Annotated in this window: 13 protein-coding genes, 1 tRNA gene and 1 pseudogene; 10 read left to right on the forward strand and 5 right to left on the reverse strand. The window is 66.7% G+C overall.

Translation table 11 applies throughout. The features are described 5' to 3' along the window. The 3 genes from KNW02_RS07015 to KNW02_RS07025 all read left to right on the forward strand — a co-directional run bounded on the left by KNW02_RS07015 (position 1) and on the right by KNW02_RS07025 (position 2,071). Positions 1–213, forward strand: a complete 213-nt coding sequence (locus tag KNW02_RS07015; protein ID WP_216032546.1) for a DUF2842 domain-containing protein — start codon at positions 1–3, stop codon at positions 211–213. After that, on the forward strand, positions 210–875 hold the full coding sequence (locus KNW02_RS07020; protein WP_216032547.1) for a thiamine diphosphokinase: 666 nt from the start codon (positions 210–212) through the stop codon (positions 873–875). The genes KNW02_RS07015 and KNW02_RS07020 overlap by 4 nt, the downstream gene beginning before the upstream one ends. Positions 876–1,021: 146 nt before the next feature. After that, positions 1,022–2,071, forward strand: coding sequence for an NADP-dependent oxidoreductase (locus KNW02_RS07025; RefSeq protein WP_216032548.1), 1,050 nt, complete (start codon positions 1,022–1,024; stop codon positions 2,069–2,071). 24 nt (positions 2,072–2,095) lie between these two features. On the opposite strand, the gene KNW02_RS07030 is transcribed toward KNW02_RS07025, so the two are convergent. Continuing rightward, positions 2,096–3,091: an MDR family oxidoreductase gene (locus tag KNW02_RS07030; protein WP_216032549.1), complete on the reverse strand. Its 996-nt coding sequence runs from the start codon at positions 3,089–3,091 to the stop codon at positions 2,096–2,098. Positions 3,092–3,248: 157 nt separating this feature from the next. Between KNW02_RS07030 and ispG the strand changes: the two genes are divergently transcribed. Beyond that, positions 3,249–4,382 carry a flavodoxin-dependent (E)-4-hydroxy-3-methylbut-2-enyl-diphosphate synthase gene (gene ispG / locus KNW02_RS07035; RefSeq protein WP_216032550.1) on the forward strand — a complete coding sequence of 378 codons (1,134 nt, stop codon included), beginning with the start codon at positions 3,249–3,251 and terminating at the stop codon, positions 4,380–4,382. 369 nt (positions 4,383–4,751) lie between these two features. After that, positions 4,752–4,828: transfer RNA gene (locus tag KNW02_RS07040), tRNA-Met, on the forward strand. A gap of 142 nt (positions 4,829–4,970) precedes the next feature. On the opposite strand, the gene KNW02_RS07045 is transcribed toward KNW02_RS07040, so the two are convergent. Together KNW02_RS07045 and KNW02_RS07050 are read right to left on the reverse strand one after the other, a co-directional pair. Then, on the reverse strand, positions 4,971–5,702 hold the full coding sequence (locus tag KNW02_RS07045) for a hypothetical protein (RefSeq protein ID WP_216032551.1): 732 nt from the start codon (positions 5,700–5,702) through the stop codon (positions 4,971–4,973). A gap of 128 nt (positions 5,703–5,830) precedes the next feature. Then, positions 5,831–6,295, reverse strand: a complete 465-nt coding sequence (locus KNW02_RS07050; RefSeq protein ID WP_216032552.1) for a DUF1203 domain-containing protein — start codon at positions 6,293–6,295, stop codon at positions 5,831–5,833. Between the two features lie 97 nt (positions 6,296–6,392). On the opposite strand from KNW02_RS07050, the gene KNW02_RS07055 reads away from it, so the two are divergent. Beyond that, complete coding sequence (locus tag KNW02_RS07055; RefSeq protein ID WP_216032553.1) at positions 6,393–7,658, forward strand: glutamate-5-semialdehyde dehydrogenase; 1,266 nt, start codon at positions 6,393–6,395, stop codon at positions 7,656–7,658. Between the two features lie 62 nt (positions 7,659–7,720). On the opposite strand, the gene KNW02_RS07060 is transcribed toward KNW02_RS07055, so the two are convergent. After that, positions 7,721–8,353, reverse strand: a complete 633-nt coding sequence (locus tag KNW02_RS07060) for a histidine phosphotransferase family protein (RefSeq protein ID WP_216032554.1) — start codon at positions 8,351–8,353, stop codon at positions 7,721–7,723. A gap of 39 nt (positions 8,354–8,392) precedes the next feature. On the opposite strand from KNW02_RS07060, the gene KNW02_RS07065 reads away from it, so the two are divergent. The 4 genes from KNW02_RS07065 (at position 8,393) to KNW02_RS07080 (ending at position 12,716) form a co-directional block, all read left to right on the forward strand. Continuing rightward, positions 8,393–8,572 carry a DUF3553 domain-containing protein gene (locus tag KNW02_RS07065; RefSeq protein WP_216032555.1) on the forward strand — a complete coding sequence of 60 codons (180 nt, stop codon included), beginning with the start codon at positions 8,393–8,395 and terminating at the stop codon, positions 8,570–8,572. A gap of 155 nt (positions 8,573–8,727) precedes the next feature. Next, a complete protein-coding gene (gene olsB / locus KNW02_RS07070) occupies positions 8,728–9,510 on the forward strand; it encodes an L-ornithine N(alpha)-acyltransferase (protein WP_216032556.1) in 783 nt (260 codons plus the stop codon). Next, positions 9,507–10,391 (forward strand): lyso-ornithine lipid O-acyltransferase, encoded by an 885-nt coding sequence (gene olsA, locus KNW02_RS07075; RefSeq protein WP_216032557.1) that lies wholly within the window; start codon positions 9,507–9,509, stop codon positions 10,389–10,391. Before olsB ends, olsA begins: the two co-directional genes overlap by 4 nt. A gap of 60 nt (positions 10,392–10,451) precedes the next feature. Beyond that, a complete protein-coding gene (locus KNW02_RS07080) occupies positions 10,452–12,716 on the forward strand; it encodes an adenosylcobalamin-dependent ribonucleoside-diphosphate reductase (protein ID WP_216032558.1) in 2,265 nt (754 codons plus the stop codon). Positions 12,717–13,274: 558 nt separating this feature from the next. Here KNW02_RS07080 and KNW02_RS21275 read toward each other — a convergent pair. After that, positions 13,275–13,541, reverse strand: a pseudogene (locus tag KNW02_RS21275) (IS91 family transposase); the annotation flags it as partial. Positions 13,542–13,662: the final 121 nt, after the last annotated feature.

The raw sequence follows: 13,662 nt of genomic DNA on the forward strand, positions 1-13,662 counted from the left end.
ATGGATCTGAAAACCCGCAAGCGGTTGTCGCTGCTGATTCTGCTGCTGGGGCTGCCGGCCTATATCGTGGTCGCGGTCAGTCTGGTGAACTGGATGGATGCCCGCTGGGGGCGGCAGCCGATCTGGATCGAGCTGCTGGTCTATATCGGCCTCGGCATCGTCTGGATCCTGCCGCTGAAGCGGATCTTCACCGGGATCGGCCGGGGCGAATGATCCCGCCACTGGTGATCTCCGATCGCGGCGTGACCGTCATCGGCGGCGGCGCGGTTGCGCCGGTGGATCTGGAACTTGCGCTGGCGGTTGCGCCGACCCTGGTGGCGGCCGACGGCGGTGCCGATCGCGCGCTGGCCCTGGGATGCCCGCCCAACCGGGTGATCGGTGATCTGGACAGCATCAGCCCGTCCGCGCGCCGCCTGATCCCGGCCGAACTGGTCCATCATGTGCCCGAACAGGACAGCACCGATTTCACCAAATGCCTGACCCGGATCGCCGCGCCCTTCGTGATGGCGGTGGGTTTTACCGGCATGCGGCTGGACCATACGCTGGCCACGCTCAGTACCATGGCCGCCGTCACCCGCCCGCTGGTGATCCTGCTGGCCTCTGACGATCTGGTCTTTCTGGCGCCGCCCCGGATCACCCTGCCGCTGATGCCGGGAACGCGGGTTTCGCTTTTTCCCATGGGGCCGGCGCGGGGCGTCAGTACCGGGCTGGAATGGCCGATCGAGGGGATCGACTTCATCCCGGGCGGCCGGGTTGGAACCTCGAACATTGCCAAGGGGCTGGTGACGCTGCGGATCGAGGGGCCGATGCTGCTGATGCTGCCGCGCGACACGCTGGCGACGGTGATGACAGCGCTGCGCCTGCCGGCGGGCTGAGCCCCGCGCGTCGCCGGTTCCCCGCCGGCCGGGTGACGCGACGTTCTGGGGGGCGGGTGACTTGGCGGCAGGCGCGGCGCACCTATCTGATCAAACCTGACACCAATCGCACAAGGAGCCGGCACCTTCGGGTCCGGATGATCACCATGGCACATCCCGAGAAAATTCTGGAAAACCGCCGCTTCGTGCTGAACCGGCGCCCGCAGGGCGAACCGGACGAGCAGACCTTCCGCCTTGAGACCGGCCCCGTTCCGGTACCGGGCGAGGGCGAATTCCTGGTGCGCAACCACTATCTGTCGCTTGACCCCTATATGCGCGGACGCCTGTCCGACCGAAAATCCTATGCCGCGCCGGTCGGCATCGGCGAAACCATGGTCGGCGGCACGGTCGGCCGGGTCGTGTCCTCGCGCCATCCCGACCATGCCGAGGGCGACTGGGTCGTGACCGTCGGCGGCTGGCAGGATTACGCGATCTCGAACGGCGCGCTGACCTTCCCGCTGGCCGCGGACATGCCGAACAAGTCCTGGGCCCTGGGCGTTCTCGGCATGCCGGGCTTTACCGCCTGGGCCGGGCTGACGCAGATCGGGCAGCCGAAGGCGGGCGAGACGCTGGTGGTCGCCGCGGCGACCGGCCCCGTGGGCGCGATGGTCGGGCAGTTGGCGAAGCATTGCGGGCTGCGCGTCGTGGGTGTTGCCGGAGGCCCGGAAAAATGCCGCCACGCGGTCGAGGTGCAGGGCTTCGATGCCTGTATCGACCACCGCGCCGCGGATTTCGCCCAAAAGCTTGCGCAGGCGGTGCCCGAGGGCATCGACATCTATTTCGAGAATGTCGGCGGCAAGGTCTTCGACGCGGTCATGCCGCTGCTGAATTCCGGCGCGCGCATCCCGCTTTGCGGCACGGTCGCGACCTATAACAGCCCCGATCTGGCCGATGAGGGACGGGCGGACCGGACCGGGCTGGTCATGGCGCGTTTCCTGCAGCAGCGGATCGTGCTGCGCGGCTTCATCGTCTTCGACGATTTCGGGCATCTCTATCCCGATTTCATGCGGGAGGTCGCGCCGCTCGTGGCGGCGGGCAGGATCGTCTATACCGAGGACATGACCGACGGGCTGGAAAACGCGCCGCGGGCCCTGAACCAGGTGCTGCGCGGCGAGAATTTCGGCAAGAAGGTGATCCGCATCGCTGCCGAGGACTGATCCCCGGCAGCGGCGCGGGGCCGTTCAGGCGTTCACGTCGACGACGACGCGGCCCCGCACCTTGCCCTGCAGGATCGCCCCGCCAAGCGCGGGCAGATCGCCCAGACCGGCCGGCTGGATCATCGCCTCGAGATGCTGCATCGGCAGGTCGGTGCCCAGCCGCTGCCAGGCGCGCTGGCGGTTCTCGAAGGGCTGCATGACGCTGTCGATCCCCAGAAGGTTCACGGCGCGGACGATGAAGGGGGTGATGACGGCGCCCTCCATCAAGGCCCCGCCGGCAAAGCCGATGGAGGCGACCGAGCTGCCATATTTCATCTGTTTCAGCACGCGGCCGATCATGCTGCCGGCCACCGCGTCGATGCAGCCGGCCCAGGTCTCGGCCTCGAACAGATCCTCGGTGGCGTGACCCAGTTCCGCGCGCGGAACGATCCGGGTCGCCCCGAGGGTGCGGATATAATCGGCCTGCTCGGGGCGTCCGGTGACGCCCGCCACCTCATGGCCCAGCCGGGCCAGGATCGCCACCGCGACCGAGCCGACGCCGCCCGCGGCCCCGGTGACCAGCACCGGCCCGTCGCCCGGTTTCAGCCCGTGATCCTCCAGCGCCAGCACCGCCAGCATCGCCGACAGGCCGGCCGTGCCGATGGCCATGGCGGTGCGCGTGGTCAGCCCCTCGGGCAGCGGCACCAGCATGTCGGCCTTGACCCGCGCCTTCTGCGCATAGCCGCCCCAGCGAATTTCGCCCACGCGCCAGCCGGTCAGTACCACCTTGTCGCCGGGGCGGTAGCGCGGATCCTCGGAGGATTCGACCGTGCCGGCGAAATCGATGCCCGGCACATGCGGATAGCTTTGAACCAGCCCCATGCCGGGCCCCATGCAGATGCCGTCCTTGTAGTTCACGGTCGTATATTCGACCGCCACCGTCACATCGCCGTCGGGCAGTTGCGATTCGTCGATTTGCCGGATGCTGGCATGGATCCGGTCGGTGCCGGGCTTGTCGACGACGAGGGCGTTGAAGGTCATGGTATGGCTCCCTTTCATGTCTGCCCGACACTACATCAGAATGCGCGCGACGCGTAGGCGCATGGTCGTGTGACCCTGCGTCGATCACCGTTTCGCGCGGGCGGTTGCCGCACGGGGGCCGATGGCGTATCTGCGGGGCGAACCCCCGGAGGCTGCCATGTCGCTGAACCCGATCCGTCCCTGGCGCAATATCGAGCGGCGGAAATCCCGCCAGATCATGGTCGGCAGCGTGCCGGTGGGCGGCGATGCCCCGATCAGCGTGCAGACCATGACCAACAGCGACGGCCATGACGTGCGCGCGACGCTGGATCAGGTGATCGCCGCCGCCGAGGCCGGCGCCGATATCGTCCGCATCTCGGCCCCCGATCAGGAGACGACGCGGGCGCTGAAGGAGATCTGCCGCGAAAGCCCGGTGCCGATCGTGGCCGACATCCATTTCCACTACAAGCGCGCCATCGAGGCCGCTGAGGCCGGCGTCGCCTGCCTGCGCATCAATCCCGGCAATATCGGCGACGAGGCCCGCGTGCGCGAGGTGATCCGGGCGGCGCGTGATCACGGGTGTTCGATGCGGATCGGGGTGAATGCGGGCAGCCTCGAAAAGCACCTGCTGGAAAAATACGGCGAACCCTGCCCGGATGCGATGGTGGAATCCGGGCTGGATCACATCAAGATCCTGGAAGACAACGATTTTCACGAATTCAAGATCAGCGTGAAGGCCAGCGACGTGTTCCTGGCCGCCGCCGCCTATCAGAAGCTGGCCGAGGCGACCGACGCGCCGATCCATCTGGGCATCACCGAGGCCGGCGGCTTCGTCGGCGGGACGGTGAAATCCGCGGTCGGGCTGGGCAACCTGCTGTGGATGGGGATCGGCGACACGATCCGCGTCAGCCTGTCGGCCGATCCGGTCGAGGAGGTGAAGGTCGGCTTCGAGATCCTGAAATCGCTGGGCCTGCGCACGCGCGGCGTGCAGATCATTTCCTGCCCCTCCTGCGCGCGGCAGGGATTCGACGTGATCCGGACGGTGGAACGGCTGGAAAAGCGGCTGGAACATATCAAGACGCCGATGAGCCTGTCGATCATCGGCTGCGTGGTGAACGGGCCGGGCGAGGCGCTGATGACCGATATCGGATTCACCGGCGGCGGCGCCGGCAGCGGCATGGTCTATATGGCCGGGCGCCAGAGCCACAAGATGACGAATGACCAGATGATCGACCACATCGTCGAACTGGTCGAGGCGCGGGCCGAGAAGATCGAGGCCGAAGCGGCGGCAGGGCAGACCGCGGCCGAATAGCCGCCCGCGCGCGCGGCCCGCAAGGCCGGACGCAACGGGCAACGCGCGTTGTCGGTGCGGCCATGGGCGGCGCCTGCCGAAAATTCCCTGCAAATGCTGGACAGGACGTGGCACGGCGCGTGCACCGGGGCGGCACAACCCGTGCACAGCGCGTACACCGAGTGCGGGCTGTGGCGCAGGATCGGTTAAGCTGTCGGCTTCACCTTCCCGGCCCGCAGATGACGTGACGGTTTCGACCGGTCGGGGCGCCGGATCACCGCCTTTGCCGTCGGGGCTTCGGGGCCATGCCTCCCGGGCATGCCGGCGGCGGAGAATGATCAGAAATCCGCTTGACGCCCCCCAAGCCTCCCCTTACACCGCGCACACCGTGGCGGAGTAGCTCAGTTGGTTAGAGCAGAGGAATCATAATCCTTGTGTCGGGGGTTCAAATCCCTCCTCCGCTACCATTTTCCTTTCAAATCATTGATTATTCTGGATAATATTCCAGGGCCGAACGCTCCCTAGATCAACCCCGAAGTCCGGTGGGCGATCACGAAGACGTGGCCGCAACAGAAATGTTCGTATCACAGGCATGGCGTTGTACGTCCGTCAAACGTGCTTGATGCCCGCATTGGTGCTTTCTTTTCGTATGTTCCGGTACTTACCAATCTGAACGAAGTAAGGCTTGTCGAAATCTTCAAGCTGACGTTGTTCATAGAATTCGACGGATTCGTAAGGCTGGCCCCTCAATGAAAAGTGGCAGAAGATGTGCGGGAAGGTATAGTATTCGTCGCCGCCGAAATCTACCGACTGGATTTGATGGTAAGGTATCCGCCCCGCAAGTATCACCTTGATGCCGAGGTCATTTCCGTTCGCATGGTCTTCCATCCGTGCAACACGATATGAACCTTCAGGTACTTCAACGAGGCGCTCCCACCTCAAGCCTACAAGTATGCCGCCATGATATGTGTCCATCAAGCCAAGGCGAAACCACGACGATATACCCTTCTTCTTCGGGTCCGTGTCGGGGTACTTATCGAACCGACGAACGTCCCGTATTATTACGTCGCTCCCGTATCTGCTCCTTCGGCGATCCAGTAGCCATTCCTCAAATACGGGTTTCCACTTATCCCGAAGCGCTATCTTTTCCTCTGGGGAAAACTGCGGCTTGCGAATACCTAGGCAAAGCTTAACCAAGTCCTTAAAAGCATTGTAAATTAAGCCCAGCGAAAACATCTCCGGCATTATTATTGTTCCCTTGTTGGCTGCGCCCCTTTCTACGTTCCCTGCTGCATGTTGCGCAACAAGCAGAGCCCCGCCGAAGCGGGGCTGGTTGGACACGTACTTGAATGCGTCGGGGTGGTAGCGGTGCAAGCCCGACCAATTTGCCGCTGCTTAGGTGCTGCGGCAGATTTCGCGAACGCAGGCGCGGTCGGTCGCGCTGACGGCTTAGCTCGCGGCGTGATCCCTCATCCTCGTTCCACCCGGCATTGAAAGCAGTTGTTGCTGGCCGAGCGGATATGGATGAAGGCGATTTCGGGGCGGGCGAACAGATCCTCGCAGCGGGCGGCGATCGCGGCGGTCGGGATCACGCTGCCGGTGCCGTAGATGATCCGCTCATCCGCCGAATAGCCGCGCAGGATATAATGGGGCGCGGCAAGCATCGCGGCCGGGAAACCGGGGCCGCCCGGCGCGCAGTGGCTGGCGCAGAGGAAGATCGGGCCGGTTTCCGTATAGGGGTTCAGCCCGGCGAAGGGCCGATGGGCGACGATGACATAGGGCGCGCCGGCCGGCACCTGCCGCAGGCAATGGCGGCAGGGCACGCCGTCGCCGCCCGAGGCCGCGACGCGCTCGGCCGGCAGGCCGTAGGCGTCGGTGCCGTCGCGCAATGCCCAGGCGATGGCGGTCTTGATCGGGATGAAGCGGATGGCCATTTCGGGACTCCTGTTTTCGGACCGGCTCCGGTATGACGGGCGGACCCGCGCGGCGGGCGGTGAAAACGGGCGTTTCATTCTGGCAGGATGCGGGACGATGAAGGACATGGCTGAGGCAGAGGCGCTGATCGTGAAGATGGGCGAGGCGGCGCGGGCGGCGGCGGTCGATCTGGCTGTGGCCTCGGCCGAGCGCAAGCATGCGGCGCTGATCGGTGCGGCCGAGGCGATCCGCACCCGCGCGCCCGAGATCCTTGCCGCCAATGCCCGCGACCTGGACTATGGCCGCGAGAAGGGGCTGTCGGCGGCCATGCTGGACCGGCTGCGGCTGGATGCCGACCGGCTGCGCGGGATCGAGGACGGGCTGCGCGCGGTGGCCGAACAACGCGATCCGGTGGGCGAGGTGGTGGCCGAATGGGACCGGCCGACGGGGCTGCATATCCGCCGCGTGCGCACGCCGATCGGGGTGATCGGGGTGATCTATGAAAGCCGCCCCAATGTCACCGCCGATGCCGGCGCGCTGGCGCTGAAATCGGGCAATGCGGTGATCCTGCGCGGTGGCTCGGAAAGCCTGCATTCCAGCCAGGCGATCCATGCCTGCATGGTGCAGGGGCTGCGCCAGGCCGGCCTGCCCGAGACGGCGATCCAGCTGGTGCCGACGCGCGACCGTGCGGCGGTCAGCGCCATGCTGCAGGCGCAGGGGCTGATCGACGTGATCATCCCGCGCGGCGGCAAGGGGCTGGTCGGGCTGGTGCAGCGCGAGGCGCGCGTGCCGGTCTTCGCGCATCTGGAGGGGATCTGCCACATCTATGTCGACCGCCGGGCCGATCCCGGGAAGGCGCGCCGGGTGGTGCTGAACGCCAAGACCCGGCGGACCGGCATCTGCGGGGCGGCGGAATGCCTGCTGATCGACCGCGCGGCCGATCCGGACCTGCGCGCGGCGCTGATCGCCGATCTGGTCGCCGCCGGCGTCGAGGTGCGGGCCGAGGGCGACCTGGCCGGCCTGCCGGGCACGGTGCCGGCCCGGCCCGAGGATTTCGGCCAGGAGTTTCTGGACATGATCATCGCCGCGAGGCTGGTCGACGGGGTCGATGGCGCGATCGCGCATATCCGCCGCTTCGGCAGCCAGCATACCGAATCGATCCTGACCGAGGATGACGCCACCGCCGGGCGGTTCTTCGCCGGGCTGGACAGTGCCATCCTGATGCAGAACGCCTCGACCCAGTTCGCCGATGGCGGCGAATTCGGCATGGGGGCCGAGATCGGCATCGCCACCGGCAAGATGCATGCGCGCGGCCCGGTCGGGGCCGAGCAGCTGACCAGCTTCAAGTATCTGGTGACCGGCGACGGCACGATTCGCGCCTGAGGCGGCGGTCCGCCGCCGCCCCGGCCCGAGGAGGAGGGAGAGGCCGGGGCGGGGCAGACGGGTCAGAAGGCGATCTCGGCGCCCTCGTCATCCATGTCCCATGTCAGCCGGCGTCCGGCCGCGCCGGCGGCCTCGGCCAGCAGCGCGAACTGCACCTCGGCCGGGGCGGGCGCGCGGGCGGCGTCGAATTCGGTGCTGTCGAGCCACGCCCACAGCGCCGGATCCGGGCGCATCCGGTCCGATTCGGCGACCAGCCGCCAGCCCGGCTGGCTGCGCAGCACGACGATGCGGCCGCCCCAGGGCATGGCGGTTTCAAGGCACATCAGCGCCAGCAGGATCATGCGGATCTCGGGGCGGGCGAAATCGCCCTCGGCGTCAAGCTCGATTCGCAGCCTGCCCTGTGCCGACAGCCCGGCCAGAAGGCGGTGCAGTTCGGCGCGGGGCAGGCGCTGATCGCCCTGCGCCTGTCCGAAGGCCATCCGGAACACCTCGATCCGGCTGCGCGCGGCGGCGACGGCTTCGGCGATCAGGCGCAGTTCCGGGCTGCCGGAAATGCCCGGATAGTCCGTCGACATCTCAAGCAGTTCCACACCGTTGCCGATGGCGCCAAGCGGCGAGACCAGGTCGTGGCACAGACGCGAGCCCAGCAGCGCCGCCAGTTCTCCGGGTGCGATGCGCGTTGTGTCGAATGTCATGCGGGGATAACCTTTGCGGCAGCGTCAGGAGGTGTCGTCGTGAACGAGATGCTGGAACCCGGGATGATCGTCCGCCATCCGGGGGCACCGGAATGGGGCAAGGGACAGGTCCAGTCACGCATCGGCGACCGGATCACCGTGAATTTCACCGAAGCCGGCAAGCAGGTGATCGACGGCCGCCGTGTCAACCTTGACATCGTCGGGGCCGATGAGGGGTGATCTTGGTTAATCATGGGGTGAATTTGCAACCAATGATTGAAATATGCAAGTCCCGGTTGCGCCTTCCGCCGGTGGAAGGCAGGGCCCGTGTTGCAAAGCTGCCGCCCGGCGCCTAGACAGGCCCCGCCGCCCCACGCCTCGACCATGAAGGCCGCATGAAATCCGATCCGTCCTATTTCGACATCCGCATCGCGACCTCTGAATGCGACCTGCTGGCCGCGCAGCGGCTGCGCTATCGGGTCTTTGTCGAGGAACTGGGCGGAAGCGGCCCACTTGTCGATCACGAGGCCCGGCTGGAGCGGGATGAATTCGACGAGGTGGTCGATCATCTCTGCCTCGTGGACCGGCGCCGCTCGGCCGAGGACCTGGATCATGTGGTCGGCGTCTATCGCCTGCTGCCCGGAACCCGGGCCGAGGAATTCGGGCGTTTCTACTGCGATGGCGAATACGACCTGACGCGGTTGCGGGCCTCGGGCCGGTCGCTGCTGGAACTGGGGCGGTCCTGCGTCGAGCCGGCCTATCGCGGCGGAACCGGGATGTTCCTGCTGTGGAACGCGCTGGCGGATTATGTGCTGGATCTGGGCATCGAGATCCTGTTCGGCGTGGCCAGTTTCCACGGCACCGACATTCAGGCGCTGGCCCCGGCGCTGAGCTGGCTGCATCACCACCATCTTGCCCCCGAGGCGCTGCGCGCGGTCGCGCGGGCCAAGGGCTATCAGCCGATGGATCTGATTCCCGCGGACCGGCTCGACCGGCGCGAGGCGATGGTCGGGATGCCGGCCTTGATCAAGGCCTATCTGCGGCTGGGCGGGCTGGTCGGCGAGGGGGCCTTTGTCGATCGCGCCTTCAACACCACCGATGTCTTCCTGATGATGGACACCAAGGCGATGTCGGACCGGCATCGCAGGTTCTACGAAAGCCGCTGGCAGGGCCAATGAGCGATCCGGCGCGGCCCCGCATCGACCCCGGACGCGGCGCGGCGACCTGGCGCGAGGGCGAGGCGATCGCGCTGCCGCGCCCGGATGGCGCGCGCGGCTGGTGGCGGGTGATCCGGCGCGGGGTGCCGGCGGTGCTGGTGCTGCTGGCCGGCGTGATCCTGATCCTGCCCCTGCGCGGAGCCGAGCGGCTGTTTCACGGCCCGCGCCGGCCCTGGACCGGCCCCCATGTGCAGGCCGTCTGCCGGCTGGTTCTGGCCTGCATGGGCCTGCGCTGGCGCTGCGAAGGCCGGCCGATGCGTGGCCCCGGCGCGGTGGTGGCCAATCATTCCAGCTGGCTGGACATCCTGACCATGAATGCCGCCACGCCGGTCTTCTTCGTCAGCAAGGCCGAGGTGCAGGGCTGGCCCGGCATCAATATCCTGACCACCGTCACCAACACGCATTTCGTCGTCCGCGATCCCCGGCAGGCCCGCGCCCAGGCCGAGGAATTCGCCACGAGGGTCCGGGCCGGCCACCGGCTGCTGTTCTTTCCCGAAGGCACCTCGACCGATGGCCGCCGGGTGCTGCCCTTCAAGCCGACCCTGTTTCAGGGCTTTCTGGACCCGGACCTGCCCGCCGATCTGGCGATCCAGCCGATGAGCGTGGTCTATCACGCCCCGGAAGGCGCCGATCCGCGCTTCTATGGCTGGTGGGCCGACATGGCGCTGGCCGATCACCTGCTGGCCGTGCTGTCGGCGCCGCGTCAGGGTGGCGTCACCCTGCGCCTCGGGGCGCCGATCCCGGTGGCCGGGCACAGCCGCAAGTCGCTGGCGGCCGAGGCCGAAGAGGCCGTGCGCGACGGTTTTCTGAAAAGCCTGCCCGAGGCGGCCAAACCGGCTTGATTTGGCGCGCGCCTGTCAATATCTTGTATCATTCCCCCAATACCTGCCTATGGATGCCAGATGACCCGCTTTGCTGCCCCTATCGCCGAACAGATCTGGGACATGAAATACCGGATGAAGGATGCCGGGGGGCAGCCGGTCGATGCCTCGGTCGAGGACAGCTGGCGCCGGGTCGCCCGCGATCTGGCCCGGGTCGAGAAGGATCCGGCGCTCTGGGAGGACCGTTTCTATGCCGCGCTTGAGGATTTCAGGTTCCTGCCGGCGGGTCGCATCCTGGCCGGGGCGGGCACCGGCCGGTCGGTGACGCTGTTCAACTGTTTCGTCATGGGCACCATCCCCGACAGCATGGGCGGCATCTTCGACATGCTGAAGGAAGCCGCGCTGACCATGCAGCAGGGCGGCGGCATCGGCTACGATTTCAGCACCATCCGGCCGCGCGGTGCGGCGGTTCACGGGGTGGCCGCCGATGCCTCGGGGCCGCTGTCCTTCATGGATGTCTGGGACGCGATGTGCCGCACGATCATGTCGGCCGGCAGTCGCCGGGGCGCGATGATGGCCACCATGCGCTGCGACCACCCCGATATCGAGCAGTTCATCCAGGCAAAGCAGGACAGCGCGAGGCTGCGCATGTTCAACCTGTCGGTGCTGGTCACCGACGGTTTCATGGAGGCGGTCAAGGCCGACGGGTCCTGGGATCTGGTCTTCGGTGACAAGGTCTATCACACCGTGCAGGCGCGCGACCTGTGGAACCGGATCATGCGCGCGACCTATGACTATGCCGAGCCGGGCGTGATCTTCATCGACCGGATCAACAAGGCCAACAACCTGCGATACGCGGAAACCATCGCCGCCACCAATCCCTGCGGCGAGCAGCCGCTGCCGCCCTATGGCGCCTGCCTGCTGGGCTCGGTCAACCTTGCGCGGCTGGTCGAGGCGCCGTTCTCGGAGGCGGCGCGGCTGGACGAGGCGGCGCTGGACGAGCTGGTGCGCACCGCCGTGCGGATGATGGACAATGTCGTCGATGCCTCGAAATTCCCGCTGCCGCAGCAGGCGGCCGAGGCGCAGGCCAAGCGCCGGATCGGACTGGGCGTCACCGGGCTGGCCGATGCGCTGCTGATGCTGGGGCTGCGCTATGGCGCGGCCGAGGCGGTCGAACAGACGCGGGCATGGATGAAGGCGATCGCGCGCTCGGCCTATCTGGCCAGCGTCGATCTGGCGCGCGAGAAGGGCGCCTTCCCGCTGTTCGATGCCGGGGAATACCTGAAATCCGGCTTCATGGCGAAAATGGACGCGGATGTGCGGCAGGCGATCCGCGATCACGGCATCCGCAACGCGCTCTTGACCAGCATCGCGCCAACCGGCACGATCAGCCTTTACGCCGGCAATGTCAGCTCGGGCATCGAGCCGGTCTTCGCCTATGCCTATACCCGCAAGGTGCTGCAGAAAGACGGCAGCCGCACCGAGGAAGAGGTGGTCGATTACGCCGTGCAGATGTGGCGCGACCTGAAGGGCGATGCGCCGCTGCCCGATTACTTCGTCAACGCCCAGACCCTGGCGCCGCGCGACCATGTCGCCATGCAGGCCGCGGCGCAGGACTGGGTGGACAGTTCCATCTCGAAGACCATCAACTGCCCCGAGGATATCAGCTTCGAGGAATTCAAGGATGTCTATCTGGCGGCCTGGGATCTGGGCTGCAAGGGCTGCACCACCTATCGCCCGAACGAGGTGACCGGATCGGTCCTGTCGGTCAGCGAGACGACCGAGACCGCGCCCGAGGCCGACAAGGGCGCCGACGTGGTCTATCTGACCGAGCCGCTGGACCGTCCGGCCGCGCTGGAAGGCGCCACCTACAAGCTGAAATGGCCGGGATCCGAACACGCGATCTACATCACCATCAACGATATCGTGCAGGCGACCCATCGCCGCCCCTTCGAGATCTTCATCAACTCCAAGAACATGGAGCATTACGCCTGGACGGTGGCGCTGACCCGGATGGTCTCGGCGGTGTTCCGGCGCGGCGGCGATGTCAGCTTTGTGGTCGAGGAACTGAAGGCGGTGTTCGATCCGCGCGGCGGCGCCTGGATGCAGGGCCGCTATGTGCCATCGATCCTTGCCGCCATCGGCGGGGTGATCGAGCGGCACATGATCGCCATCGGCTTCCTCGAAGGCGAGGGGATGGGGCTGAAGACCGATCCCAAGGCCGAGGCGGTGGCGGTGGGCGAGACCCCGCGCGGCCCGGCCTGCCCGGCCTGCGGCCAGTACGGGATGCGGATGATCGAGGGCTGCATGACCTGCCCGAGCTGCGGCCATTCGAAATGCGGCTGATCGGGGCCGGTGCCCGGCCTGTTCCGCCGCGCATGACGTGAACCGGGACATGCCCGGGCGCCGGTGACGCCCGCTCAGGCGTCACCCTGCCTGCGCATATCCCCTTCATGCACGGTGTCAGGTCCAGCATCGTTTCCGCCCTTGAGCGCCATGGTTGCCGTATCGGCTCCAAGGCCGCCCGGAACCCGCCGTTCATGACACATGCGGCGAATGCCCGGTATGGTGAAGGTTTTCCGATTCGGGTCGCGTTGGAACGCTGCTCATTGGCGCGACCACGACCCGGGTTGGAAAACCTCCCAAGGTGGAAGCCGCGGGGGGTTGGATCAAGCTATGGGGAAAGTGCCCGAACGGTTGCGGCGGCGGCTGCATCCGGGGCGCGGGTGATGGCGAGGCAGGCGCTGGATACGGTCTCAAACTCGGCTGATGATCCCGACGAGGCTGTGCGTTCTGGAGATACTGCTGTCTTCTGCCGGGTTGGAAGTAGACGAGCACGCGCTGTTCGGACCGGGTCTGCGGAGTGTAGCCGGTGCTGTTTCGTGACGGATGACGGGCGATATGTCATGCTGCCTGGTCCCTGGGCGGCGCGCGCGACCTCGGTTTCTGTCCCCGCCTGAAGATCTCGATGATCCGCATGCGACCGCCGCAACAGGGGCATGGCTCGCGCAGGGTGAGCGGGGTGATCTCAAGCTCTGGCTCCGGAACGGCGACCTGTTCAGACTGCTGGACGCAGAGCAAGGCGCGGATCTTGGTGATGTTGGCCTTGCGGGCCGAGCCGGCGAGCAGGCCGTAATGCCGGATGCGGTGGAAGCCGTCAGGCAGGAGATATGCGCGAAAGTTGGTGATGCCTGATCAGGCGGCGGTTTGAAGTTGGCGGAGGCCATCGCGGAATTCAATCCCCTGGATGATCTCGGGCAGGCGGTTCTGGCCATCAAGCTTGCGCCATTTC

This window comes from Paracoccus marinaquae, assembly GCF_018860165.1.
In the GTDB taxonomy this organism is placed as follows: Bacteria; Pseudomonadota; Alphaproteobacteria; order Rhodobacterales; family Rhodobacteraceae; genus Paracoccus; species Paracoccus marinaquae.

What these genes read in the sequence shown, in the direction of transcription:
- KNW02_RS07015 (WP_216032546.1), top strand. Translation starts at nt 1, where the DNA reads ATGGATCTGAAAACCCGCAAGCGGTTGTCGCTGCTGATTCTGCTGCTG.
- KNW02_RS07020 (WP_216032547.1), top strand. Translation starts at nt 210, where the DNA reads ATGATCCCGCCACTGGTGATCTCCGATCGCGGCGTGACCGTCATCGGC.
- KNW02_RS07025 (WP_216032548.1), top strand. Translation starts at nt 1,022, where the DNA reads ATGGCACATCCCGAGAAAATTCTGGAAAACCGCCGCTTCGTGCTGAAC.
- KNW02_RS07030 (WP_216032549.1), bottom strand. Translation starts at nt 3,091, where the DNA reads ATGACCTTCAACGCCCTCGTCGTCGACAAGCCCGGCACCGACCGGATC.
- ispG (WP_216032550.1), top strand. Translation starts at nt 3,249, where the DNA reads ATGTCGCTGAACCCGATCCGTCCCTGGCGCAATATCGAGCGGCGGAAA.
- KNW02_RS07050 (WP_216032552.1), bottom strand. Translation starts at nt 6,295, where the DNA reads ATGGCCATCCGCTTCATCCCGATCAAGACCGCCATCGCCTGGGCATTG.
- KNW02_RS07055 (WP_216032553.1), top strand. Translation starts at nt 6,393, where the DNA reads ATGAAGGACATGGCTGAGGCAGAGGCGCTGATCGTGAAGATGGGCGAG.
- KNW02_RS07060 (WP_216032554.1), bottom strand. Translation starts at nt 8,353, where the DNA reads ATGACATTCGACACAACGCGCATCGCACCCGGAGAACTGGCGGCGCTG.
- olsB (WP_216032556.1), top strand. Translation starts at nt 8,728, where the DNA reads ATGAAATCCGATCCGTCCTATTTCGACATCCGCATCGCGACCTCTGAA.
- olsA (WP_216032557.1), top strand. Translation starts at nt 9,507, where the DNA reads ATGAGCGATCCGGCGCGGCCCCGCATCGACCCCGGACGCGGCGCGGCG.
- KNW02_RS07080 (WP_216032558.1), top strand. Translation starts at nt 10,452, where the DNA reads ATGACCCGCTTTGCTGCCCCTATCGCCGAACAGATCTGGGACATGAAA.